Annotated in this window: 19 protein-coding genes and 1 tRNA gene; 9 read left to right on the top strand and 11 right to left on the bottom strand. The window is 70.8% G+C overall.

Annotation, left to right across the window (positions count from 1 at the left end; translation table 11 throughout):
• Window positions 1-100 precede the first annotated feature (100 nt).
• Window positions 101-433, bottom strand: coding sequence for an SbtR family transcriptional regulator (locus ABUL08_RS03920; protein WP_350934589.1), 333 nt, complete (start codon window positions 431-433; stop codon window positions 101-103).
• A 971-nt stretch (window positions 434-1404) separates the two neighbouring features.
• Here ABUL08_RS03920 and ABUL08_RS03915 point away from each other — a divergent pair.
• Window positions 1405-1926 (top strand): phosphatase PAP2 family protein, encoded by a 522-nt coding sequence (locus ABUL08_RS03915; protein WP_350938480.1) that lies wholly within the window; start codon window positions 1405-1407, stop codon window positions 1924-1926.
• 97 nt (window positions 1927-2023) lie between these two features.
• Here the strand turns inward: ABUL08_RS03915 and ABUL08_RS03910 are convergent, their stop codons facing one another.
• The 4 genes from ABUL08_RS03910 to ABUL08_RS03895 all read right to left on the bottom strand — a co-directional run bounded on the left by ABUL08_RS03910 (window position 2024) and on the right by ABUL08_RS03895 (window position 5893).
• On the bottom strand, window positions 2024-2614 hold the full coding sequence (locus ABUL08_RS03910; protein ID WP_350934587.1) for a hypothetical protein: 591 nt from the start codon (window positions 2612-2614) through the stop codon (window positions 2024-2026).
• A gap of 653 nt (window positions 2615-3267) precedes the next feature.
• Window positions 3268-4404 (bottom strand): ROK family transcriptional regulator, encoded by a 1137-nt coding sequence (locus ABUL08_RS03905; RefSeq protein WP_350934585.1) that lies wholly within the window; start codon window positions 4402-4404, stop codon window positions 3268-3270.
• Window positions 4401-5132 (bottom strand): HAD family hydrolase, encoded by a 732-nt coding sequence (locus ABUL08_RS03900; RefSeq protein ID WP_350934583.1) that lies wholly within the window; start codon window positions 5130-5132, stop codon window positions 4401-4403. Before ABUL08_RS03900 ends, ABUL08_RS03905 begins: the two co-directional genes overlap by 4 nt.
• 5 nt (window positions 5133-5137) lie before the next feature.
• The gene (locus ABUL08_RS03895; protein WP_350934581.1) at window positions 5138-5893 is read right to left on the bottom strand and encodes a DeoR/GlpR family DNA-binding transcription regulator; all 756 of its coding nucleotides are present in this window, start codon (window positions 5891-5893) and stop codon (window positions 5138-5140) included.
• A gap of 131 nt (window positions 5894-6024) precedes the next feature.
• Between ABUL08_RS03895 and ABUL08_RS03890 the strand changes: the two genes are divergently transcribed.
• Window positions 6025-7308, top strand: a complete 1284-nt coding sequence (locus ABUL08_RS03890; protein ID WP_350934579.1) for an MFS transporter — start codon at window positions 6025-6027, stop codon at window positions 7306-7308.
• Between the two features lie 264 nt (window positions 7309-7572).
• Here ABUL08_RS03890 and ABUL08_RS03885 read toward each other — a convergent pair whose 3' ends face one another.
• The 5 genes from ABUL08_RS03885 to ABUL08_RS03865 all read right to left on the bottom strand — a co-directional run bounded on the left by ABUL08_RS03885 (window position 7573) and on the right by ABUL08_RS03865 (window position 12808).
• The gene (locus ABUL08_RS03885; protein WP_350934578.1) at window positions 7573-7707 is read right to left on the bottom strand and encodes a hypothetical protein; all 135 of its coding nucleotides are present in this window, start codon (window positions 7705-7707) and stop codon (window positions 7573-7575) included.
• Between the two features lie 562 nt (window positions 7708-8269).
• Window positions 8270-10123, bottom strand: a complete 1854-nt coding sequence (locus ABUL08_RS03880; RefSeq protein WP_350934575.1) for a hypothetical protein — start codon at window positions 10121-10123, stop codon at window positions 8270-8272.
• Window positions 10124-11112: 989 nt separating this feature from the next.
• A complete protein-coding gene (locus tag ABUL08_RS03875) occupies window positions 11113-12132 on the bottom strand; it encodes a tyrosine-type recombinase/integrase (RefSeq protein WP_350934573.1) in 1020 nt (339 codons plus the stop codon).
• A complete protein-coding gene (locus ABUL08_RS03870) occupies window positions 12129-12464 on the bottom strand; it encodes an AbrB/MazE/SpoVT family DNA-binding domain-containing protein (protein WP_350938479.1) in 336 nt (111 codons plus the stop codon). Before ABUL08_RS03870 ends, ABUL08_RS03875 begins: the two co-directional genes overlap by 4 nt.
• 257 nt (window positions 12465-12721) lie before the next feature.
• A tRNA-Leu gene (locus tag ABUL08_RS03865) sits at window positions 12722-12808 on the bottom strand.
• Between the two features lie 244 nt (window positions 12809-13052).
• Between ABUL08_RS03865 and ABUL08_RS03860 the strand changes: the two genes are divergently transcribed.
• From ABUL08_RS03860 to ABUL08_RS03830, 7 genes are all read left to right on the top strand, one after another.
• A complete protein-coding gene (locus tag ABUL08_RS03860) occupies window positions 13053-15299 on the top strand; it encodes a fibronectin type III domain-containing protein (RefSeq protein WP_350934571.1) in 2247 nt (748 codons plus the stop codon).
• 151 nt (window positions 15300-15450) lie between these two features.
• Window positions 15451-18084 (top strand): fibronectin type III domain-containing protein, encoded by a 2634-nt coding sequence (locus tag ABUL08_RS03855; RefSeq protein WP_377521717.1) that lies wholly within the window; start codon window positions 15451-15453, stop codon window positions 18082-18084.
• 35 nt (window positions 18085-18119) lie between these two features.
• Window positions 18120-19115, top strand: coding sequence for an AAA family ATPase (locus ABUL08_RS03850; RefSeq protein WP_350934570.1), 996 nt, complete (start codon window positions 18120-18122; stop codon window positions 19113-19115).
• Window positions 19116-19118: 3 nt separating this feature from the next.
• Window positions 19119-20273, top strand: a complete 1155-nt coding sequence (locus ABUL08_RS03845) for a DUF58 domain-containing protein (protein WP_350934568.1) — start codon at window positions 19119-19121, stop codon at window positions 20271-20273.
• Window positions 20249-22561, top strand: coding sequence for a DUF3488 and transglutaminase-like domain-containing protein (locus ABUL08_RS03840; protein ID WP_350934566.1), 2313 nt, complete (start codon window positions 20249-20251; stop codon window positions 22559-22561). Before ABUL08_RS03845 ends, ABUL08_RS03840 begins: the two co-directional genes overlap by 25 nt.
• A 333-nt stretch (window positions 22562-22894) precedes the next feature.
• Window positions 22895-23269 (top strand): hypothetical protein, encoded by a 375-nt coding sequence (locus ABUL08_RS03835; protein WP_350934564.1) that lies wholly within the window; start codon window positions 22895-22897, stop codon window positions 23267-23269.
• Window positions 23270-23831: 562 nt separating this feature from the next.
• Entirely contained in the window at window positions 23832-24191 is a 360-nt protein-coding gene (locus ABUL08_RS03830) for a hypothetical protein (protein WP_350934562.1), read from the top strand.
• Window positions 24192-24604: 413 nt separating this feature from the next.
• On the opposite strand, the gene ABUL08_RS03825 is transcribed toward ABUL08_RS03830, so the two are convergent.
• Window positions 24605-25405, bottom strand: a complete 801-nt coding sequence (locus ABUL08_RS03825) for an SDR family oxidoreductase (RefSeq protein ID WP_350934559.1) — start codon at window positions 25403-25405, stop codon at window positions 24605-24607.

Here is a 25405-nt window from a genome sequence, read left to right as displayed (position 1 = left end):
GCCATGCGGACCGAGCGGGCCCCCGGAGTGGGACGCCGCAGTGTGCGGCAGCCCCGTCGCCGGACCACTGCCGTGCGTGGACTCGCACGATGTGGGTGGCTTACGTCGGGGACAACGGCAGCCGGACGGCTGGCGGAAGCGGGGACCGGGTCGGGCTCGTCTGGAACGACTGGATCATGAGTGCCGCGAAGCGGCGGGCGGCGGCCACACGTCTGTCGGGCGACTCGGCTCGTATTCCTTCGTTCGCCATCAGCGCCAGGATGAGGTCCTCCAGCACGAAGTCGTCCCGAAGCTCCCCGGTCGTGCGCGCGCGGCCGACGAGTTCGGCCAGCATGCGCAGCGTTCGGACGCGATCGGCGGTGAAGCCGGCTTCCTCGGGTAGCTCAGCGATGAAGGCGCGGGCGAATCCCCGGTCGAGGGCATGCGTCTCCATGAGCTTCTCCACAACCAGGCGGAAGCCACACCAGGCGTCCCGCGCACGCGGGGGTGATCCGGAGCTGGCCACGGCGTGGCTGCCCACCCTGCACTGCTCCCCGCGCACGCGGGGGTGATCCGCGGGACTGGCCGGCGCTGGCCGTGACCGTGCCCCGCTCCCCGCGCACGCGGGGGTGATCCGCGGGACTGGCCGGCGCTGGCCGTGACCGTGCCCCGCTCCCCGCGCACGCGGGGGTGATCCGCCCCACCACGCCGTGAACGCCGGTTGGAGGACCTGCTCCCCGCGCACGCGGGGGTGATCCCCGTCCGTAGACCCCCCCGCGCGCGAGCCCTGCTCCCCGCGCACGCGGGTGATCCCGACGCCCGGCGCCGCTTCCAGCCGCGCCGAACTGCTCCCCGCGCACGCGGGGGTGATCCCCGGTACTGGCCGGTGCCGGCGGTACCCGTCTCCTGCTCCCCGCGCACGCGGGGGGTGATCCGGACCGATGGCCATTCGTGACATCCAGGTCCACCTGCTCCCCGCGCACGCGGGGGTGATCCCACGGCGCTCGGCGGCGCCGGCGTTCGCCGGCTCTGCTCCCCGCGCACGCGGGGGTGATCCCTGGTGGAACGCGGAGAGGTCCGGCACGACGAACTGCTCCCCGCGCACGCGGGGGTGATCCGCAGATCCACGATGACGAGTCCACCGAAGCTCCAGCCCTACCGTTGGGTCCGCCCCGCGATTCGGCCACGGGCGACCTCGGCGCCGCCGACCAGGTGACATGGCTTGCCCAGGTGGCCCGAGCGATCTCATCCCCGATGGCTGCAATGATCATCGCGCACGCCACACCCGAAGCTCTGCCCACCACCCCGCAGAAGTCCGAGAGGTAGAAGGTCATCGTGCCCGCACTCGTCGATCTGCCTGCCCCCACCACCTCCCGAGTGGCGCGGGTCGTCACCGAGATATGCGCGCCGGCCGTCTTCGCGGCCATGATGCCGCTGATCATCGCCCTGCACAGCACCGCCCCCGCCGTAGTGACCGGCCTCGGCTGGGCACTGCTCGCCATACTGTTCTGCTCCGTCGTCCCGTACGCCGTCATCTGGGTCGGAGTACGACGGGGACGCCTCACCGACCACCACATCGGCGTACGCGAGCAGCGCCGCATGCCTTTGGTCTACGGGCTGTTGTCCGTCCTTGTTGGTCTCTCCGTGCTCATTCTCGCCGGCGCACCACAGCCGCTCATCGCAATGGTCGTGGTGATGCTCGCCGTTCTGCTCGTCGTCACCGCGATCAACCAGGCGTGGAAGCTCAGCGCCCACTCTGCGGTCGCCGCCGGCTCGGTGTCCGTTCTTATCATCGTGTTCGGGCCGGCGCTGAGTCCATCGCTGGCGATAGTCGCCCTGGTGTGTTGGTCCCGCGTACGGTTGCGTGATCACACGATCGGCCAGGTTGTCGCAGGTTCGCTCGCCGGCACCCTCGTCGCTGTGCCGACTTTCCTGCTCGTGTCCTGAAGCGAAGTGGACACCAACCAGTCGACTACGGTGCCAACGCCGAGATGATCGCCACGTTCCGGCGGGGCTTATCGCTCGCGAGCCTAGCGCCTCGGACCTATGACCCCGTCTGGTCGGTCCGCCGGATGGCAGCCTTGACCACGGGCTTGAGTGGACGCCAGTCCACGCCACTACCTCGCCAGAAGCGGTCGCAGTCGGCTTCGATCTCGGACTTGAGCTCGTCAAGGTGGGCGTAGAACGCTTGCTCAGCCTGACTGAGGCCTTTGCCCTTCATCTGCTCCCTCAGGTCATCGAGCCTCTTCTGAATTGGCCGCAGCGCGATGCCCGCGGCCGCACTGAATCCGCGCTCAAAATTTGAGTCACCGTGGTCGCTCATCGTCTCTTGAACTGAGTCGCGGACGGTGTCCATGATGAACTGGCCTGCTTGCCGGATCCGCCCTGCACGTGCCTCCGCGCACACGAACCCGATCCGGGTCAGTACGCGTTGCGCCTCCATGGTTGTGAACGTTGTGAGGTCCCATCCAGTGACGTGCCCGAGGACCTGCTTGGGCGGGAACATCTGCCCGTTGACCTCGACCATGTGCTTCTGAATTAGTTCAGGATCCTCATCCATCATGCGGGCCTCCACCTCCTGCTTCGTAAGGTCGAAGTCCCGGCCACCTACCTTCATTTGAACCCTTTCGTCCACTTACTGTAACTTACAGTCATTTACTGCAAGCTCCATCCTCTACTCGGTCAAGCAAGTCCGGGCGTCGGATCGCCTCTGTGCAGTGGCAGTCGATCGATCGCGTGAGGCAGTCAAGGCGCCAAGCCCTACACAACTTGGCACGTGCGCGTAGCGACCCGTGGCGGACCGTACGCAGCATGAAGGCCAAGCCTCAGCGCCGGGCACGACCGGCGGCAGATCAGTGCACCCGTGCAGCGGTCGCCGACACAACGGGGCTGGCGACTTGATGTAGCAGGCTAATATGGTCGCCGGACGTTGGGAGCGTCCACTGCGGTAGACACATGCTCGAGGTGCGGAGGCATACGTAACTCGACGAAAGGTGCGTATGCCGTGGACCTACGTGAGATCTTGCTGTGGGTTGCCCTAAGCGCCGCCGCTGGCGTGGTAGGCAACTTCGCGTATGACCTCCTCAGTCGGGCTTCGAGCCGCTGGCGGAGAAAGTAGCCAACGCCGCATAGCGCGCGCCTCTTGGCTGCAGCGTGCGATGGCAACCAGGTCTGCCCAATCGTCGCCCGCCTTGGCCGGCAGGCGCGCGCTACGCGGCAGATCCGCACAAGCGATCTTGTGGCGTGACGGGTAGTTCGCCTTGGATAGTGCGTTCGTGTGGTTCTTCATCACCGCGCGCTAGGTGTGGCTGCCCGTCCACGGCAGGGCAACGGGTTGTCGAGGAAGGCGGCGAAGCCGAGCTCTGCGGCTCCCAGCAGGGCCGCGTTCCGGCCGAGGACACCGGGCCGCAGATCGGTCAGCCGTCGACTGTCAGGCGTGGTGTGCTGGGCGATCCTCGCGTGCACCTGTTCTGCGGCGACCTGGTACAGGTCGCGCAGCGTGCCGTCGAGGATGACGACCTGTGGGCGGATGAGGGTGATCAGGTTGACGACGGCGATGCCGAGCCAGTCGCCGGCGGTGGCGATGGCTTTCGCGGCCGTGGGGTCGCCTGCCACGGCGTCGCACAGCATCGCCCGGACGGCGACGCGAGGGCTGGCCTCGGGGTCTCGTCCCGCCGTGGCGAGCAGGGCGTTGCGTCCGAGTTTGGTGTCGAGGCAGCCGCTTGAGCCGCACGGGCATGGTCCTCCGTGCTGTGGGTCGACCAGCATGTGCCCGATGGCCACGGCGTGTGCGTCGTGGCGTCCGAGTATTGTGCCGTCGACGACGATGCCGCCGTCCACACTGTCGCCGCCCTGCAGGTAGACCACGTCGCGGGCACCCGAACCGGCGCCTCGTTCCCGTTCGGCGATGGCGGCCAGCTGGGCCCGGCGGCCGACGGCGACCGGTCGTCCCAGCATTTGTTGCAGGTCGGTGCCGACGGCCGTGGGTTGGGCGCCGAGCGCGGCTGCCGCTCCTACGCACGCGGAGCCCGGCGCGGCGGACTGCTGGACCTGTCGGCCGAGCATCGCGAGGACTTCGCACACGTCCGGGCCGGAGACGTGCGTGGGACGGTCGGCCTCGCGGCGATCCAGCAGGTGCCCGCCGAGGCCGACTCGGGCGGCTGCCGGCCGGTCCGCTCCGGCGTCGAAGGCGAGGACGTATGCCCGCTCCGTTCGCGGGCGTACGACCAATGACGGGCGTCCAGCCCCCGAGTGGGTGGCCACATGCTGTTGTTCGAGTAGGCCCGCCTGGGTGAGTTCCCTGGTCAGGGCCATGATTGTGCTGCGATTGACGCCCATGCGGTGCGCCAGGGCGGTGCGGGACATCGGACCGCTGCGATGCACGTGCTTGAGCAGGGTGCCCAGGCTCGGCCGGGATCGGCTCATTTTCGGAGGGCTGCCGGCGCTGGCTTCGATGGCCCTGGGACGGTCTGGTTGGGCCCCGGCGTCAGGTCGGTTGGACACGGTCTTGCCGCGGGCGCGGCGATTCGGGCGCCGGGCTCGGGTAGCGGCCGCGCGGCGTCGATAGCCTGGGCCGTCCCGGCGGGGCCGGTGAACAGGTGGGTGTGCAACCCGAGGTGTTCAGCGGCGTGCACGTTCTCGGCGCGGTCGTCGATGAACAAAACGCGATCGGGTGTCAAGTCCAGCTGGCGGCAGCACCAGAGGTATGCCTCGGCGTCCGGCTTGGCCAGGCCGGTGCGGCAGGAGAAGGCGATGAGCTGGAAGTGCCGCAGCCATCGCCGGTGCTGCCGTTCGTAGTACGCCGCCAGGTCCTCGGGAATGTTCGACAGAAGGGCCAGGCGAACGCCCGAGGCCGCGGCCTGTTCGATCATGGCGACCATGTCGTCATCGACGGCGGTCCAGCTCGCGACGTCTGCGGCGATGAGCGCGGTGACCCGGTCCTCGTCGAAGACGGTTCCCAGTTCCCCTGCGACCTGATGCCAGTACTCGGTGCCGGTGACCTGCCCCCGGTCGTAGGGGGCGCGTAGCCGCCAGTAGACGTCCCCGAACGCGGGCGCCGGGGCATCGGCGATCGCGGTCAGTGTGTGCTTGGCCGCCGCGGACTGCGGGCGGGCGATGACACCGAACAGATCGAACAGGACGACATCGGGCATCTCGATCACACCTTGTGGACGATGGTGCCGGCGGCGGCGAGGGCGCTCGTATCTTCCTCGGAGGCGTCGTCAGTAGTGATCACCATGCCGAGCGCGGAGACGGGCGCCACGAACGCCAGGGCCGTGCGGGAGAACTTGGCCGGGTCGGCGACAGCGATGACTCGGTGGGCGGAGGAAATCATCGCGCGCTTGATCGCCGCGTCGGCGAGGTCGTAGGCGGTCAGCCCGGCGGCGGTCAGCCCGCAGCAGCCGAGGATCGCGGTGTCGAAGCGGAGGGCGGCCAGCGACGCCTCGGTGAGCGGCCCGGTCAACGCGAGCTCGCCGGGGCGGGTTTCACCGCCGGGCAACAGCAGCCGAAGCTGGGGAGCGCCGGTGAGGGCGTTGGCCGCGTGCATCGACAGCGGCATGACCGTGAGCCGGCGCGGGGTGAGCAGACGGGCGACCTCCAGGCAGGTGGTGCCGCTGTCGAGGACGATGGACTCACCGTCGACGATCAGGTCGGTAACCGCTTCGGCGATACGGCGCTTTGCGTCGCGGCCCTCGTGCGTGCGCACGCCGAAGGGTGGCTCCTCGCCGCGCAGGGTCAGGCTGCGCGCGCCGCCGCGGTAGCGCTCAAGCATCCCCTGATCGGCCAGCTGCTCCAGGTCCCGGCGCACGGTCATCTCGGAGGTGCCGGTCAGCTCCGCCAGCTGGGTGACGCCGAGCTGTCCGGCCTGCCGCACCGCGTCAAGGATCCGCCGGTGGCGGTCGCCGATCGTCATGCCGCCATTAGACATCGCCGCCCGCCGCCAACACAACGTTTCGAACGCACGGTCTGTTTGCTATGTTCGGATCGGTGTTCATATCCTTACGGGGCCCAGGCCCCATCCCCCCTTTCGGCTTGAAGGACACCATGACCTCGACCACCGCCACGCCCGTCACGCCGACAGCGCGCCGTGCCGCCACCACGGCCACCTACGCCGCCTTCATCGGCGCAGGCTTCGCGTTCGCGAGCTGGGCCTCCCGGATCCCCCAGGTCCGCGCCCGCCTCGACCTCGACCCGGCAGCACTCGGCCTGGTGCTGCTAGCGATCTCCGCCGGTTCCCTGCTGGCGCTCCCGCTGTCCGGCCCAGTGGTGACCCGGATCGGCTCGTCCCGCACGGTCATCGCGATGGCTGTCCTGCTCGGCGTCGGACTGACCACCGCCGCCCTCGGCTCGCTCGCCGGCGTCGTACCGGTGGTGGTCGGCCTGTTCGTGCTGGGCTTCGCCAACGGCGCCTGGGACGTGGGGATGAACGTGCAGGGCACCGTCGTGGAACGGCACCTCGGCCGGTCGATCATGTCCCGCTTCCACGCCGGGTTCAGCCTCGGCACCGTCGCCGGCGCGCTCCTCGGTGCGGCCATGGTGGCCCTCCACGTGTCGGTCGCCGTGCACCTGACCGCCGCCGCCGTGCTCGTCGTGGCCGGCGTGGTGTGGCAGGCGCGGCGGTTCCTCGCCGACAATGACGAGACGGAGCCGGACGAAGCGAGGGAGGTGCCACGGATCAGCGCGCTGACCGCCTGGCGGGAACCGCGCACCCTGCTCATCGGGGTGTTCGTGCTCGCATTCGCGTTCACCGAGGGCGTCGGCAACGACTGGATCAGCGTCGCCGCGATCGACGGGCACCACCTTCCGGCCGCGCTCGGCACCCTGGCCTTCGCGGCGTTCCTCACCGCCATGACCATAGGCCGCTGGTTCGGACCCGCACTCCTAGGCCGCTACGGCCGCACCACCGTCGTACGCATCCTGGCCCTGATCGGCATCGCCGGAGTCGCGCTGTTCGTCTTCGCACCCACGCCGATCTACACCTTCGCCGGAACCCTGCTCTGGGGCCTCGGCGCCTCCCTCGGTTTCCCCGTCGGCATGAGTGCCGGCGGCGACGACCCACGCCGCGCCGCCGCCCGCGTCAGCGTCATCGCGTCAATCGGCTACTGCGCCTTCCTCGCCGGCCCGCCCACCATCGGCTTCCTCGGCGACCATCTCACCGTGCTACGCGCCCTGATCGTCGTCGCCGCACTCCTCGGCGTGGCCACACTCATCGCCGACACCGTCCGCCCCTTGCCCGCAACACACCCCCGCAGCTCAAAGCCTCCTCGAGCTGCCGGTCCCAACGAATCCGGCCTAAGGGCGACAACGGGAGCTGAAACAGGTGAGTGAGGCGACAATTACGCGCACTGTCATCGGCAGATCCGGATGCGATCGGATCACATGCTGCCACGCATGGTAGTTGACACCACGTCGCCGCCCTCGCCCTGAGCACGCGAAGGAAGGCGCTGCTTGCTTCGTAGGTAGGACACGTGTCGGCTCGGCCTGAAAGGTTGAGGCGGCGTAGACAACACGGAGCTGAAGCGCCGACGCTTTCGCGCGCGAATGTAGGCGGCGACATCCTGGGAGAGCGTCATCGCGGATAACGCCTGCACCTCATTGCCGCAGCGGCCTGCGGATGGCAGCCACCGTCCGGCTCCAGTTGTTGACGGCGACGACCTTCACGACGTCGCCGGTCTTGGGCGCTTGAACGAGGTACTGCCGCCCGCTCCGGTCGGTACCGATGTACATGCCGACGTGGCAAGCTGGCGCTCACACGACCTGCCGGCGTGGATGCCGTTCTCGACGAACGCCGCGGTAGTGATTCCGGGACCAAGCCGACCCGCACCGCAGCCGCGCAGCGGCGAGGAGCGGAAGCGGCGCGGTAGTAGGGGCTGTCCGGCTGCCTTCACGGCAGCGACTTGCCCCAGGCGGAGGCTCAGGTGGCCTCATTCATCCGTACCTACCTGGGTCACGTGCACCCGTACGCCGACGCGGCGGGCGCGGCCGCGCCTCCATTGCCGACGTGTGACCGCGCCCGGTCGCAGATCGATAAGCAATGGCCATATCTTGCTCCGTCACGTCGGCCCTCAGTGTTCTGCCGGCAGGGCGACGATCAAAGGTCATGCGCGACTTGGCGGTGGGTCAGCGGCTTACCCGACCGGCCCCCGAAGCCCAGCCACTGCCCCGGGATCGCTTACTGCTTCAAGGTAGGCGGGGAGACGACTATTTTGCCGCATGGCACGGCCGGATTCGCGCCTGGTCCATACCGGCACCTGACCAGACAAACAACGTCAGCACCAAGGCCTACCAGCTACGCATTTCCATGATAAGGCAGCGCATAAGATGCCAAATCTTCTCTTATTTTCTCATCGGCATCCCGATAGGCGGCAAGGTGGTCGCGGAAGCCATTGCCGTCACCGTCGCTCTCGTCTGGAACGTAGATACGAACTAAATCCTGGTAACCGGTGCGGAATCCAGAGGCAGCGGCAATGACTGGCAGAGCCGACAATCGCGCAGGAGCATCTAGGTACACCACAGTCAGACCAGCCGTATTGAGACTTCCGGCCTTTTGTGGGCTCGACACCACGATAGTTCCGAACGGCGAAGATCCCACTTCTGCAGCAAATTCGATTGGATATCCTCTGAACCAGTCAAGCATCCCGTCAAGGCTTGGCAGTAGCTCTTCGAACGAGCCAGGTAGAAGGCCCTCCTCGTGGCGGGAGACCGGACGAATGTCTGACTCGAAAAGATTCCTTAGACGTACACGGCCGGCCGAAGTGTCGAAGTTGCTACCCTTCCACATATTGAAGACCTGGCCGCGCAGTTCCTCCAGCAGTTCTAGCCTCATAGGTCCAATTATCAGCATCCTATGAGGGCTAAACCCGCCCCCACTCAGCCCTTCGCGGTATGCCCTAACAGCAGCGGATAGGACGAACATGTCCATTGCCTCCCGGAGGCCGGGGCTACCGCGATCCACCGTGCGAACGTGAGCTAAATAGAAGCCGCTAGAAATTGGAGCTGGGCTATTCAATTCACGCAGGCCGAAATATCCTTCTGGCCGCGACACCGACAAGATGAAGTCATAGGGGGAGAGTGTCGCAGCACTGCCCCCCTGAGAGAGCTCGACACTCAAAGGGGATGCGACCAACCCGACATACTGGGCGCGCGGCAGCATGTCTATCATTTTCGTCAAGGCCAACCCGAGCGCTCGACGCTCCGAGAACGACGTCGAGTCTGCATCCATGTCAACGATTAGCACTGGAATTTCGTCGAGCGGAGTACTGATCTTCTTTAGATCATTAACCAGCCGCTTTATTAGCGCCAGGTTCTTTTTAACCACTATGAGGCGAGTCCCTGACTGCGCCAAGTTACGGTCATCGTTTAGTGGGGCACTATGAACTGACTTTTCGAACCGGAGCCCGCCCACTTGAGCGGCCAAACTCTTGTAATCGAACAGCTCATCAGTCAGGCGAAAAACGTCTGATGTTCCGGCCGGCGCCGCAAGATGATCGTCCAAACGGGACTGGAGCTGCCTCCTGATTGCCTCATACGGACCACTAAAGACGATCACAAACCGATAGCCAGCGTCGATAGCCTTGGCAACGATGGCAGTCATGTCAGTCGTCATGCCAGCCTGGGGATAGCCTACGATCAACCCCCTGCGCTGAACAGTTGCTTCTGACCTAGGGTCCGACAGCCGGCTGACTACATCCGTGGAGAGCTTGTCCAGCCGGGCGATCTGGTCCGGTCTCCACTGGCGGTCGCATAGCAACTGACGCAGCACATTCCAATGCGGCAGACTGGCGACCGTCGGCCTGTACCAGCTTTCGGGCTGGCCGGCGGTGGCCGTACCAGCGCGCTCTGTCAGACGGTCGTTCAGCAGCGCCAGCTCGCCTCCCAACAGAACTAGCTGAGTCCGTGCCTGCGCCAGCAGCAGCTTGGTCTCGCTGAGCTCGGCTTGCGTCCGCAGTAGCTCTTCGGTGAGCTGGCCCCAACTGCGAGTACGGACGTGACCTGCGCTGCTAGACCCGGAGGTAAGGCTGTCCAGAGCCCGAGCGGCCTGCGACAGGCTTTGCCTGGTCTGGCCCAACTCCTCTTCGATAAGTTCTCGGCGAAGCTGAGCATCGCGTGCCTTCTTCCGGGCATCGCGAATCTGCTGGTTCAACCTCTCGGTGTGACCCCAGCTTCCCGGTTGTGCGTTCTGCGCCTCGCGGTGAAGCTTCCGTAGCCTTCGGGGGTCTGGAGCGCCTGTGACGTCTGGGAGTTGACCCACCACGTCAATGAGGTCGGCAACGAAGTGGTCTGGAGGCAGGTTCAGGCCCCTGAGGTAGCGGGTTACCGAGCTAGCAGCCAGCCCTTGCTTGCGCGCGTAGCCGCGGATGGTTGCTCCCGAGAGCGCAAACCAGACCCGGAGCTCCTCCGCGAGTTCTCGCCTGACTCCGGCGATCTCTGAAGGGATCGATCGCAGACTGCTGTGACCACCACGCACCGGTCATTTATACCGGCACGCTCGTCTGAGGCACATAGTGTTGCACGCAAGTTTGCAACGCGTTGCACTCGATGCAGCACCCCCTACGAAGCCATCCTGGTTGCAATCGCGTCACGGAAGGATCAACTGGATGCCCTCGACCCAAGGACCGTCGCCCATCGCCGCACTACGCGGCCCTCTTCGCCGACTGATCGGCCGGACTATCGCTCTCAGTTTGGTAAGAGGCATGGCCACGACAGCGGGCAGCCTCATCGTCTCGTCGATCGCGTGGTGGGCCACGCATCGCTAGGCCAGGGACCAGTCAACTCCCAGCAATCGACTACTCGGCCCTCGGGCGGCTGACTCGGCACACCTCGCCATGGCCGAGCACTGATCCGCCGATTCAGTAGCGCCTCTCAGTATCGACCCTGAAGCGTGGGGACGGACGGCCGTCCCCACGCTCCTTGTTCTGGGCTGAGATTGGGTTTCCCGACCCCTCGAAGCGGAGGCCAGTCCTCACATCCCACAGCCTCCCGGCGGGGGTTGGGACGACACCTCTGGTCAAGGGTGGGGTCGATCATCTCCGCAATCCATGCCGTGACACCGCTTCGAAGTGGCCTATCGCCGTACGGAAGTGGCAGCTGATCATCGCAGCGACCGGAGCCCACCCTCCAGCTAGGCCCAGCTCAAGCCAAGGGATGAGGCTCGTGGGTCAAAGCCGCTAGAGCACCGGCGACTTCCTGGAGACTCGCCCGGACGTAAGTACTGGTGGTACCGGCGTCGCTGCCACTGTCGGAGTGCCCAGCGTACGCGCGTGCCACGGCGTAGCCGAAGTTCCGCTCGACCCACGTCAGCGTTGTGTGCCGCAGCCAGTGGGTGCTGATCTGCTGCACATAGACCCACGGCAGGTGTTCGCCGATGCGCACCCACAGGTGGTCGTAGCGCCGGTAGGTGATCGGCTGCCTGTTCCGGTAACGCAGCAGCTGCCCCGTTCCCGTCGCCTTACGTTCCTCGGCATGCTGCTGCAGATGCCTCATCAGCGTCGGTGACACCGGCTGCCACCGCACCGTGTCGCCCTTCTCCCGCAGCAGGATGAGGCACTGGTCCGGGTCCAGGTCGACCGGCCGCAGAGCCAGCGCACCGCCCCGGCGGCACGCCGTCTCGGTGTGCAGCCGCAGCAGCAGACTGTCCAGCGCCGGGTCATCGCCCGTACTGGCAGCGACGGCGTTGATCTCCGCCAAGCTGCTGTCGGCAACGGCACGTCTGGTGCTGGGCAGACGCCGCGGCTTGGCCACCTTGAGAGCAGGGTTATCGGCCGCAGCGACGTTCACATCGGCGACCGCCCGCCTGCACAGGCACCGCAGCGCGGCGATCAGGTGCTCCGCGGCGCTTCGTCCGCCTCGGGCGTTGCGCCGGGCCACGACGTGCGCCTTGGTGTACTCGGCGAGCTGCTCGATCTCCGACGGTGTCGGTTCATCAAGCCGCCGCTGCCCCCACTGCTTCAGGACCCGCTTCCAGTACGAGCCGTACGCCCGCCGCGTACCGTCGCTGACCGCCGCCGCTACCACCGGCACGTACTCGGCGAACGTTGGCGCGGGTGGACGGTCCGACGCCGCATCAACGAGGTCAGCCGGCGAGATCCCCATCCGCGCCAGCAACAACCGCGCGGCATCGAGTTCCGCCCGGCCAACGGTGGTGTCACTCATGCCTGGCCACCGCCCAGCAGGTCTGCGTGAGCCGCCACGACCATCGCATCCAGGGCGGCGGGAGGATGCACCGTCAGTAGGCCGTCAGCCGGGTTGGCGGCCAGGAGCACCCGGTCACCGGCGGTCAGCCCGCACCAGTGCCGGACAGCCGCCGGCAGGTGGAGATGGCCTTGTCCAGTGACGGTGAAGACGCCCTGCCGGTCCAGCCGGACGACGATGACGCTGGAGACCTCGCGGACGTGCAGCCGCGTGCCCGGCTCCCATCCGAGGGCCCGGATGAGCGTACGGTCGGCGATTCGACCGCTGTTATCGATGGCAGCCAGCCCGTACACCAACGTGTTGGCGCGCGGCGTCGGTAGTACCGGCAGGGGCAATGGCGGGCGACGGGCGCCTTCACCACGTGGCCGATGCGGGCTCTACTCCCGGTCCGACAGTCTCACGGGAGGGATGACGGGAGCCACGGAACGATCAGCCACGACAATCGCCCCCGATCGAGACAGGGTCGATCGAGGGAGTCGCTGAGCTGAGAGTTGCGTGGTCAAGCGTGCGTGACCACCAGTACGCGAAACACAGCATGGATGCTGCAATTTGGTGTCCGAGGGGGGACTTGAACCCCCACGCCCTATACGGGCACTAGCACCTCAAGCTAGCGCGTCTGCCATTCCGCCACCCGGACCTGCTCGTCCAGCCTACCCTGTCGCCTGGAGGCGATCTCGCCGCCCCTCGGCCGCCCTGGTGGGCCGCACGGGGCATTACTGTACACGGCCCGGATGGATCATGCACATCGCCGCACCGGCGTCGATCTTGCAGCGCATATCCGCAGGTCAGCGGCGTGATGGACAGGACCGACCGATGGACCGGCGGGAGCGTCGCAGCCGGTGGGTAGCGTCCGGCCACCGACTACGGGCAGCATTGCTGACGTGTCCGACCCCTTCCCGCTGAGCGTCGCCCAACAGCAAGCGCTCGCCCTGCGCTCCGCCGGTGACCTGACCACCGCCCGCCAGCTGCTCGAAGCGGCGGTCGAGTCGGCCCGCCCGGTGTACGGGGAGGACCACCAGGAGGTGTTGGAGAACGCGCTCCTGCTGGCCCGGCTGCACCACGAGGCGGACGACCCGACGGCCGCACGCCGGGTGCTGGAGGAGACGTACGCCGCCGGGGAGCGTCGGCGCGGCGAGGCCGACCCGGTGATGCTGGCGGTCAGCTACGACCTGGCCGTCGTGGCGGAGGAACTGGGCAACCGGCACGAGGCCCGCCGCGCCTACACCCGCGTCGCCACCGCCGGGCCCGCCGTGCTCGGTCCCGAGCATCCCGCCGTACGCAACGCCCGCGACTTCCTCGGCGAGAGCGCACCCGGAGCGCAGGCGGAGCTGACCGGGCCGACCATGTCCCTGCCGGCCGTTCCCGCTCCCCGTGCCCCGCACACCGTCCCGCCGGCCCCACCCTCACCCGTCGTCCCCGCCCCCCGGCCCGCGCCGCCGGCCACGGAATGGGCACCCCCGGGGTACGCGGTCCCGCCGCAGCCCCGACCACCGGTGACCCCGGTCGCCGCGCCGGTCCCCGACCCGTCGCCCTGGGCACCGCCAGCCACGACGATCCCACCCTCGACCGTCGGCAGCCCCGAGCCGACCCCTGCCCCTCCCCCACCCCGCCCCACCGCATCCGCGTCACCGGCAGGCCCGTCACCGTCACCCGCAGGCCCCACCGCACCGCCACCCGTCAGCCCCGCCCCACCTCCGCCCGCAGGTGCCACCGCGCCGACGCCGGTCCGGCCGACCGCACCTCCACCGCCGGCGGCGGGGCCCACGACCGCCCCCTTGGCGGATGTCCCGGCCACGACGCCGGTGAGCCCGGGCAGGCCGGGTGGGCAGGGAGGTCAGCCCGCACCGGGCTGGGCGAAGCCCACGATCCCGGTGCAGCAGATCGCCCCGCTGCTGCGGGAGGAGGCGGAACCAACCGCCCCGGCGGCGATCCCACTCGCGTCACCGCTGCCCCCACCTCCTCCGGTCAGCCCACGCCCGGACCCGCCGCTCCCTCCGCCGCCGGCAGCGCCCCCGCTCCCACACGCGGCACCCGTCAGCGCAGCCCCGACCAGCGGACCGCCCTTCCCGTCTCCCGTCAGCGGACCACCGGCAGCGCCGCACTCCGTCAGCGGACCACCCGCGACGCCGTACCCAACCAGCGGACCACCCGCGACGCCGTACCCCACCAGCGGACCACCCGCGACGCCGTACCCAACCAGCGGACCACCCGCAGCGCCCTACCCGACCAGCGGACCACCCGCGACGCCGTACCCCACCAGCGGACCACCCGCAGCGCCCTACCCGACCAGCGGACCACCCGCGACGCAGTCCGTCAGCGGACCACCCGCGACGCCGTACCCCACCAGCGGACCACCGGCGACGCCGTACCAGGTCAGCGGACCACCCGCGACGCCGTACCCCACCAGCGGACCACCGGCAGCGCCGTACCAGGCCAGCGGAGTGCCCGGCGGCGAACCGGGCGTGCCGCCGCACCTCGGTGACGGGCTGCCAGGTGGGTCGCCGCCGGTCGGCGGGGCCTCGTCGTGGGCTTCGACCACGCCGGGCTGGAGCGGGGCTGCTCCGAGCCCGATCGGGCAGCACGGCGGCTGGCCGGCGTCCGACCAGCAGGAACCATTCGACGGCGCGGCGACGTACCCGGGCTGGTCGACGGTCGCGCAGCAGCCGGCGTACCCGACGGGGGAGCCCGCGCCGCGCGGCCGCAACCGGGCGGTCATCGCCGCCGGTGTCGCGGTGGCCGCGGTGGCCGCCGTGGTCGGCGCGGGCGTGGTGGTGGTGGGCGGGAACGACCCGGCGCCCGCCCCGGCGGCCGGACCGACCGGCGCGGCGCCGAAGGCGACCGGCGCGCCCCCGGGCGAGGTGAAGCTACGCGACGACAGCACCACCATCACCATCACCTGGACGGACCCGACCGGCGGCGGGGTGCCGTTCATGGTGGCCGGCGGTCGGGCCGGGCAGCGGCTGGGCGTGATGGCCACGGTGGACCCGGGGCAGACCAGCTACACGGTGAACGGGCTGAACGCCCGGCTGGACTACTGCTTCACGGTGCTGGCGGTCTATTCCACGGACAGCTTCGCCACCTCCGGACAGGTCTGCACCCAGCGGGAGGGCCGCCGGTCGCCGGGCTGACCGTTGCGCCACAGCGGACACGCTGGGTGTCCACAGGCGGACGGTGCGGGTTCCCCCGCCCCGGACCGGCCCATATGATGTCTCCCGGCTCTGGGGAGGGTCGCGGCCGCCCGGCCCGTCTCCCCGCACCGAGACGGAGAGGCAGCCGGCTGTGGCCACCATCGAGGACGTCGCGCACACCGGCGCGGAGCCGGCCGCGCCCCGCCGCTCCCGGATGCGGGGCGGAATGGTCACCGTCGGCACGGTCGCCGCGCTGCTGGCCGCCATGGGGTTGACCGTCCTCGGCCTCGGCGCCGCCGACAACGCGGTCGCCAACTACGACGCCGCGTCCTGGTTGTGGAGCACCGGCCGCAGCGAGCTGGCCCGGGTCAACGGGGTCACCGCGCGGGTCGACACCCGGGTCGAGGTGCCCGGCGCGCGTCGGCACCCGATGCAGGTGACCCAGACCGACCGGCTGCTGATCCTGCGGGACCTGCACACCGGTCGGGTGAGCGCGCTGGACCTGGCCACCCTCCAGATCACCGCGACCACGCCGACCACGCCCGGTCTCGGGGTCAACGTCGTGCTGCACGAGGAGACGGCGTTCGTGGTGGACGCCGTGCAGGGCATCGTGCGGCAGCTCGACCCCCGGTCGCTGACGCCGGTGGGTGAGCCGGTCCGCTACCCGCCGGGGATCACCGGCGGCGCGTTCGACGGCGCGGGTCGGCTCTGGATCGCGGTGCCGAGCGAGGGGACGGTCTCCGCGATCACCGCCGCCGCGCTCCCGGCCCGGACGACGGGCACGGCGCCGTCCCCCGGCGCGGGCCTGAGCCCGAAGCAGGTCGAGACGTACGACGTCGCGGAGCCCGCACACGAGCTGGTGCTCTCCACGATGGACGACGGCGTGGCGGTGCTCGACCGCACCTCGGCCTCGCTGGTCACGGTGCGGGCCGGGCAGACCCGGCGGGCGAAGCTGACGATGAGCGGCCCCGGCACCCTGCCGGCGCGCACCAGCGGCCCGCGGGTGCCGGTCACCGTCCCCGGTGAGCGGCGGGTGCACGTCGTCGCGGAGGACGGCCAGGTGCGGCAGTTCACCGTGCCGGGCAGCGGCACCGCGCTCAGCCCGGCGGTGGCCTGGGCGGGGCGGTTCTACTGCGGGGACGAGACGACCGGCACGGTCTACTCGTTCGACGCCGACGGGAAGCTGGTGGACACCGTCCCCGGCACCGGTTCCGCCGGCCCGCTGGAGCTGGAGGTGCGGGAGAACCACCTGTTCATCAACGCCCCGAACGCGGCGACCGCCCGGGTGGTGGACGACCACAACCAGGTCCGCGAGGTCAACAAGTACGCCAACGACGTGCTCGGCGGCGATCCGCCGCCGGTCGCCCCGTCGCCCCCGCCGAAGAAGCCCCGGGTGGGCAAGCCGGGCGCGCCGCGGGCGGTCACCGCCGCCGCGGGCAACGCCTCGGCCCGGGTGAGCTGGCGGCCCGCCGCCGCGAACGGTGCCGAGATCAGCCGGTACGTGGTGGAGGGCGCCGGCCAGCGGCACGAGGTGGGCGCCAACCAGCGGGCGGTGGAGATCACCGGGCTGACCAACGGGGAAACGTACACGTTCTCGGTGCACGCGGTGAACGCGAAGGGCGACGGGCCGGCGCGCCGGAGCAACCCGGTCACGCCGACCGCGGCGGTGCCCGACCCGCCGGCCGCCGTCACCGCCGAGGCCCGCCCCGACGGCACGGTGCGGGTGACCTGGCCGGCCGCCAACGGCCAGGGCAACACCATCGCGAAGTACGCGGTGACCGCCACCTCCGCCGGCACCAACGCCCCGGCCGGCGAGTCCACGAAGACGGAGCTGGTGGTGGCCGCCGGCGAGCTGGAGTACGGCACCCAGTACGCCTTCACCGTGGTGAGCGTCAACGACAAGGGCGCCGGGTCGGCGGCCTCCCCGGTCAGCAACACGGTGGTGCCGTTCGCCCCGCCGGCCGCGCCGACCGAGCTGCGGGCGTCCACGGTGGCCGACCGGCCGGGCACCGGCGCGGTGCAGTGGGCACCGGCGGTGGAGAACGGCCGCCCGGTCACGAAGTACCTGGTCGACGTGGGCGGACGGACCAGCGAGGTGACCGACACCCGGGCCACCGTCGGCGGGCTCGGCGACGGGCAGAGCGTCGCGGTGAAGGTGAAGGCGGTCAACGAGGCCGGCCCCGGCCCGGAGGCCACCACCACCGCCCGCACCGTGGCGGCGCCCCGGGTGACGGTGACCGGCTCGTCCGCCGACGCGACGTCGGTGACGGTGACGTTCACCGTGGACGCGGGCGGCGGGAAGGCCACCTGCTCCGCGACCGCCGGCGGGAAGACCGTCGCCGGCAGCTGTGCGAGCCTGCGGGTGACCGGGCTGACGCCGGGGACGGCGTACGCGGTGACGGTGACGGCGACGAACGCGGCCGGCAAGGGTACCGCCGACCGGACCCAGTCGACCGACCCGCTGTACGGCATCGCGACCTGCAACAACGGGCCGTCGGGCGACCAGCGCACCTACTGCAACGCGGACGTCTCCGGCCGCAACGGCAACGAGATCTTCTCGGTGCCCCGGCAGGACGACCCGAAGCAGGTGGGCTGGGCCAGGCCCGGCACCCGGCTGAAGGCGTACTGCCGGATCCAGGGCGAGAACGTCGACTCCTGGATCTACAACAATCAGAAGCAGAGCACCTGGTGGGTGCGGGTGGAGTACTCGGGTCGGAACTACATCCCCTGGGCCTGGCTCAACCTGGAGGGCGGCGACACCATCACCGTCCTGCCCACCTGCTGACGGCGCACCACCCCAGTCGAGGAGCACCGGAGCACGTGAACACCCACGAACCGCTCACCCAGCCGGAGGTGCAGGGCTTCACCGCCCTCGCCGCCCGGCTGGCCGAGAACGTCAACGCGGTCGTGCTGGGCAAGCCGCAGGTGGTCCGGCTGGCGCTGACCGCGCTCTTCGCCCAGGGCCACGTGCTGCTGGAGGACGTGCCCGGGGTCGGCAAGACCACCCTGGCCCGGGCCATCGCGTCGACGGTGAAGGGCGAGTGGCGGCGCATCCAGTTCACCCCGGACCTGCTCCCCTCGGACGTCTCCGGGGTGACCATCTTCAACCAGGCCACCCGGGGCTTCGAGTTTCACCCCGGCCCGGTCTTCGCCAACATCGTCATCGCCGACGAGATCAACCGGGCGTCGCCGAAGACCCAGTCGGCGCTGCTGGAGGTGATGGAGGAACGGACCGTCACCGTGGACGGCGTACGACACCCGGTGCCGCAGCCGTTCCTGGTGGTCGCCACCCAGAACCCGGTCGAGATGGACGGCACCTACCGCCTGCCGGAGGCCCAGCTCGACCGGTTCCTGGTGAAGCTGTCGGTTGGCTACCCTGACGAGGCGGTCGAGGTGGAGGTGCTGCGCGGCGCCACGCTCCGCTCCCCCGACTCGCTGAGCCCGGTCACCGACACCGCCACCGTCGGGGAGATGGTGAAGATGGCCCGGCGGGTGCACATCGCCGAGCCGCTCTACGCGTACGCGGTCCGGCTGGCCGCCGCGACCCGGACCCACCCGCAGGTGCGGGTCGGGGTGAGCCCGCGCGGCGTGATCGCGCTGACCCGGGCGGCCTGCGCGTACGCGCTGATCGACGGGCGGGGCTGGATCATGCCGGAGGACCTGAAGGCCCTCGCCGAGCCGGTCTTCGCGCACCGGCTGCTGCTCACCGCCGACGCGCAGGTGCGCGGGGTGACCGCCGTCGAGGTGCTGCGCCAGGCGATCGCGTCGGTGCCGGTGCCGCTCCCGTCCGGCCAGCCCGCCCCGGTGCGCGGCTGAGCCGTGAGGATCACCGCCCGGGGCGTCGGGCTGCTCGTCGCCGCCGTCGTGCTGCTCGGCGCGGGGTTCCGGTTCGCGTACCCGGAGCTGACCGTGCTCGGCGCGGCGGCCGGGGTCGCCGTCGGATACGCCCTGGTCACCGCCGCCTGGCGACCCCGGTTGGCGGTGACCCGCAGCGCCGACCCGGACCGGGTGGCCCGGGGCGAGCCGGCCGTGGTGACGTTGACGGTGCGGAACACCGGTCGGCTGCGGGCGGCGAACCTGGTCGCCGAGGACCGCTGCGGCGCCGTCGCCGTGCCGGTGCCGCTGCTGCGGTTGCGGCCGGGCCGGGACACCACGGTCCGCTACGACGTGCCGACCCGCCGCCGCGGGGTGGTGCCGATCGGCCCGCTGCGGGTCACCCGGCGCGACCCGCTCGGGCTGGTGGCGCTGGCCCGCCCGTACGGGGACACCGTGCCGGTCTGGGTGCATCCGCGCATCCACCCGCTCGGCGCGGTGCCGCCGGGCGCGGGACGCAGCCTGGACGGCCGCACCGACGCGGTGCCGCACGGGTCGATCACCTTCGACTCGCTGCGGGAGTACGTGGTCGGCGACGAGCTGCGCCGGGTGCACTGGCGGACCAGCGCCCGCGTCGGTGAGCTGATGGTCCGGGAGAACGTGGACACCAGCCTGCCCCGACTGGTGGTGGTGCTGGACAACCGCGCCGCCGCGCACCCGGGCCGGACGGCCGGGGTGGCGGAGTCCTTCGAGGCCGGCTGCGAAGCCGCCGCCTCGGTGGTCGCCGCCGCCGTCCGGGAAGACCTGCCGGTGACCCTGCTGCTGGTGGCGCCGGACCCGGTCGACCCGGCGGGCGGCGGCCCGCCGCTGGACCGGCTGGCCGCGGTCGGGCTCGCCGACGGCGGCGAGGACGTGCTGCCGACGGCGGTGAACCGATGGCGGCAGGAGCGGCTCGGCGACACGCTGGTCTTCCTGACCGGGCCGGGTGGCCGGGCCGACCTCGGGTACGTGGGCGCGCTGCGGGGGACGTACCCGTCGGTGGTGGTGGCGGTCCTCGGCGCGACCGACCGGACGCCGCCGGGCGGGGCGGGTCTGGTGCTGCTGGACGCGACCGACGGCGCGGAGTTCGCCGCCGAGTGGGACGGGATCCGCCGGTGGTGACCGGGCCCGCACCGAACGCCGGCCGCGCGGCGTGGGCGCGGGGCCTCGGCGCGCTGCGCGCGGTCCCGGTGCCGCTGGCCCTGGTCACGATGATCTCCCTGGCCGGCGTGGTGCTGGGCCGGGTGTACGCCGATGACCTGCTGACCCGGCTGATGGTCGGCGCGGCGGTCGGCTCGGTGCTGGTCGGGGTGGCCGCCCGGCGGCTGCCGTCGTGGCTGGTCGCGCCGCTGTCGGTGCTCGCCCTGGCCGGGTGGACGGCGCTGTCGCTGCGGCTGGCCGCCGCGCACGCCGAGCTGCCCGGCAGCCTGGCCGGGGTGGCCGGGGACGCGGCGCGCAACGCGGTCCCCCGGCTGCTGACCGCGATGATCCCGGTCGAGCCGGCCCCGGACACGGTGCTGGTGCCGGTGGTGGCGGCCTGGCTGGCCGGGCTGGCCGGGGCGGAGGTGGCACTGCGGGCGGGCCGGGTGCTGCTGGGTTACCTGCCGCCGGCGCTGCTCTTCGCCGGGGCGCTCTACGTGGTGGGCCCGAACGCCGAGCCGGCGGTCTGGCCGGCGGTGGCCTTCGCCGCGGTCGCCGCGGTGGGGCTGGCGGTGCCGGGCCGGCAGGACGCGGCCTCGGTCGACCCGACGGCCGGTCTCGCCCCGGCGGTACGCGCCGCGGTGCGGCTGCGCCTGGCGGCGGCCACCGCAGCCGGGCTGGCGGTGGTGGTCGGGCTGGCCGCCCTGCTCGGTCCGGCGCTGGCCGGTCGGGTGGACGAGCGGCCGGTGGATCCCCGCCGCTACGTGGAGCCGCCGCGGGTGGAGTCGCTGGACGAGAACCCGCTGATCCGGATCTCCGGCTGGGCGCTGAACCCGGACCAGAAGCTGCTGGAGGTGCGTACCACCGAAGGGGGCGGGGGTGACGTCCGGATCCGGCTGGCGGTGCTGAGCGACTACGACGGGGTGACCTGGCGGGTCGGCGCCACGTACCGCAACGCGGGGCGGGTGCTGCCGCTGTCGGAGCCCGCGCCGGGCACCACCGTGGACACGGTCCGGCAGGAGATCACCGTGGCGGAGCTGACCGGGCGGCTACTGCCGGCGGTGGCCACCCCGCGCGAGGTGACCGGCGCCCGGGCGGCGTACGACCCGGCGACCGGGACGCTGATCCGACCGGAGGGGCTCACTGCGGGGCTGCGGTACGCGGTGACGTCGGCGCGGGAACGTCCGGACGGGAACCTGCTGGCCACCGCGAACGTGCCGGCCGGCGACGCGGTGGCCCGGGAGCTGCGGGTCGCCGACGGGGTGCCGGAGCCGCTGCGCCGGCTGGCCGCCCAGCTCGCCGAGTCCAACGGCGCCCCGTACGCCCGGGCCGCCGCGATCGAGCAGTTCCTCGCCGAGCACTACCGGGTCACCGCGGACGCACCGAGCGGGCACGCGTACCCGAACCTGGCGTTCTTCCTGTTCGGGCCGCGCGCCGGGGGTGGGCAGCGGGGCACGTCGGAGCAGTTCGCGGCGGCGTTCGCGGTGCTGGGCCGGCTCACCGGCCTGCCGACCCGGGTGGTGGTGGGTTTCCGGCCCAAGGGGGACGGTCCGGTCCGGGCGGCGGACGCGTTCGCCTGGCCGGAGGTGCTCTTCGACGGGGTCGGTTGGGTGCCGTTCGACCCGATGCCCCGGCCCGACGAGGAACCCCGGCCGGTGGAGGAGGACTTCCGGCCCACCCCGGACGACCCGCCGCCGTCGGAGGTGCCGGAGCCGACCGTGGAGCCGACGGCGACGCCGCCGGCCGGGGCGTCGTCCGGCCCGACGCGGCGCGACGCCGGGCTCGCCACGCCGGTGCTGGTGGGTGGCGGGGTGGGTGGGCTGGTGCTGGTGGTGGGTGGGCTGCTGCTGGTGCTGGGCACGCTGCGCCGCAACCTGACCCGGGCCCGGCTGGAGCGGGGTGACCCCGGCGAGCGCATCGCCGGCGCGTGGCGGGAGGTCACCGACGCGCTCCGGCTGGCCGGCCATCCGGTCGGCGACGACCTCGCCGCGGCCGAGGTGGCCGAGCGGGCCCGCCGGACCGTCGCCGAGGCCCGGGCGACGCTGGCCGCCGACGGCACCCGGCCGGCCGACGGGCCGGCCGCCGACGTGGGCGAGCTGGCCGGGTTGCTCAACCAGGTGGCCTTCGCTCCGGGCACGGCCGCCTTGGCGCAGGCGGATCGGGCGGCAGCGGTGGCCGAGGGGTACGTCTCGGTGCTGCGCTCGGCCCGCCCGTGGTGGCGACGGTTGCTCTGGCGGGTACATCCGGGTCCACTGCGCTGGCGTCCCTGACGTCCGCTGGCCGCCCCCACCATGCGGGCGTCCATTGGGAGCTGGCTGCTCACCGCGCTGGCCGCCCTCGTCCTCGCGACGACGACCACGGCCGGCGTGGTCGCGCGGTCCCGTCGCCGCCGCCGACCCGTGACCCGTGCGGAACGGCTGGCGGAGGCGGCGAAGGCGGGGAGTGGTGAGAGATGTCGAGAGGCGTTTCCGCTGCTAAGAGCCCACTCGGGCAGGTCGCTGGGTCGCCTATCTAGATCTACGAGATTCACCACGCGGAGGACACCCGGCAATGGCCAGCGGACGACGTACGCACGGGCGCATCGCTGTCAGTAGCCTCCCAGCATGCAGTACTTCCAAGAGGCCCGCCATCTTTGGCAGACGTACGTGCCGCGCAGTGGACAGGCGAAGACCGTACAAGGCGAGCTGATCCGGGCAGTGGAGAAGCTGCGCGACGAAGCACACCGTAACGGCAACGTGAACTGGGACGACAGTCACGAGATTCTCGCCCGCTTTCTGCGAGACACCCTGGTCGCCTCTGGCCTCTTCGCGCCGGCTATCGCTGAGCAGATCGATCGAGACGTCGCCAGACTGCTGAACGTCGACATGCCAGAGACAGACGACGCGCCGTACGACCGGCTGACAGATCGGGTGGTGGAGTGGGCACGGGAGCACCCAGATCCCGTCCCGCACAAGCACAATCCCGACCTGCACCGCTGACGCGAGCTGCCGAACGGCCCGGAAACCACAGCACCCGATCCGGCCCGACTGGCAAGAGCGAGGCCGCGACCCGGATCCGCCGTGGTCGGCGTTCTGAGGCGTCCCAGATCAGTTGGCGGACGGAAAGTCGCACATCAGCCGACGGAGGAGAGGCCCTTCGCGGTGTGCGTTGCCGAATTGCGCTTCATCAGATCAAGGCGGCGCCGGCCCGGCCCTGGCCTGCTGGCGGCCTTCGGCCGGCATCGGCCGGGCCGGCCGGCAGGCTGACGGGCGACAAGACCTTTGAGGACCTCGCGGCTCCGCCCCGAACCTCGGCCCTCCTCAGAGATGCCGCTGCGGATCCCCTCGTCGGCCCCGCAAGGGCTACTAGCCTCCCCGGACGGTCTGCAACTGCCCGACGAGGAGATCCGCCAAGACCCGGAACCCGCTACCCCTGCTGCCGTCGGCAGAGCCGGTAAGTCCGAAGCGGGCCAGGCTCGCTGTTGGCACGCGACTCACCACCTGGTCGATGCCGACGATCAGTGGCCTAGTGGACCGGGCGAACGATGCCTACCATGAGCCGATGATCGAGCAGAGTCAGCGACGCGTTCCTGTGCCGGTCGCCGCCGCCTCAGTGATTTTGCTCGTGGCAGCCGCGCTGTCGGCGTCGATGATGTTTGGGAGTGGTCCATCCATCGCCACCGAGCTAATAGGGGTGCTTCTTCTCCTAGCGTTGGCTTACGGCTTGTGGCGTGGTAGCGGGCGGGCCCGGTTCTGGACAACCGTTCTCGCGACCGCCAGCGTCGTGTACGGCGTTGTCGCGATCACTAAGGCCGATGCTTCAGGGCTGCTGCAGATCCTTGGTGCAGCAGTCATCGTTGGCCTGTTGCTGGTGCCCGCATCGTCTCGGCGGTGGTTTCACGACTTGCCGGCGGAGTACTAGCGCCGACCTTCAGTTCAACGAGCGATCCGCATCTAGCCCGCCAGAGGTTGGCCGACGGCGAGGGAGCGGCGCGAGGTGTTTCCGCTGCTAGGGGCCTGTGCAACCCAGGTCAGTGGGGCGAGCAATTTGATCTCGTAATGCGTAGGTCCCCGGCGGGGGCATCAGTATGTCGCCTCAGAAGGCGGATGCGGCCGACCGCAAGGGTCCTGAGCATCTCGTGCGGACTATGTCAGGCGGCTCACCGCATATTGGACAGTCGTACTCATCGAGCGAGTCAGCAGCCCGTCCAGACCACGATGCAGCCAGTTCGCATCGCGACACCTTCGAACGTGGCACCGATCCGACCGACCGCTACTCCGCCGCGATGTGGAGAACAGCACCTACGGCGACGCGGCCGGTCACGGAGACAGCTCCTACTGACCGGCGGCACGCAGTCTGCGGACGAGTTTGCGCACGCCAGCCTGCCACCCGTCGGGGTCCTCGGCCCGTCGGCGCGCGTACGCGGCGACCTCCGGGTGGGGCAGGATCAGGAAGCGCTCCTCGGCGAGCCCGGCGATCGTGGCGTCGGCGACCTGGTCGGGGGTGAGCACCGCGCCCGAGGCGGCGATCACCCGCGCCCCCAGATGACCGGCGGCGAGCCCGTCGGCGAGCATCGGGGTGTCGACGCCCTGCGGGCAGAGCGCGCTGACCCGGATGCCGGCGTCCCGGTAGGTGATGGCGAGCCACTCGGCGAAGCCGACCGCCGCGTGCTTGGTGGCGGTGTACGGGGCGTCGCCGACGGCGGTCAGCACCCCGGCCGCCGAGCAGGTGAAGAGCAGGTGTCCCGCGCCGCGTCGGAGCATGCCGGGGAGCACCGCCCGGGCGGTGTGCACGTGGGCGAGGACGTTGACCTGCCAGGCGCGCTCCCAGTCGGCGTCGGGCGCGTCCACTCCCCCGCCGGTGGCGACGCCGGCGTTGGCGCAGAAGAGGTCGATCCGGCCGTACCGCTGCTCGGTCTCCGCGACCAGGGCGCGGACCTGCTCCGGGTCGGTGACATCGAGGCCGACGCCGTGGGCGACCGGTCCGATGCCCTCGGCCACCGCGCGGGCCGCGTCGGCGGCCAGGTCGGCCACCACGACGGCGGCGGCGCCCTCGGCGGCGAACCGGCGGGCCAGGGCGGAGCCGATACCGCCCGCGCCGCCGGTGATCACCGCCACCCGGTCGGTGAGGTTCAT

Source organism: Micromonospora sp. CCTCC AA 2012012 (genome assembly GCF_040499845.1).
Taxonomy (GTDB): domain Bacteria; phylum Actinomycetota; class Actinomycetes; order Mycobacteriales; family Micromonosporaceae; genus Micromonospora; species Micromonospora mangrovi.
This window is presented reverse-complemented; position numbering and strand designations above follow the sequence as displayed.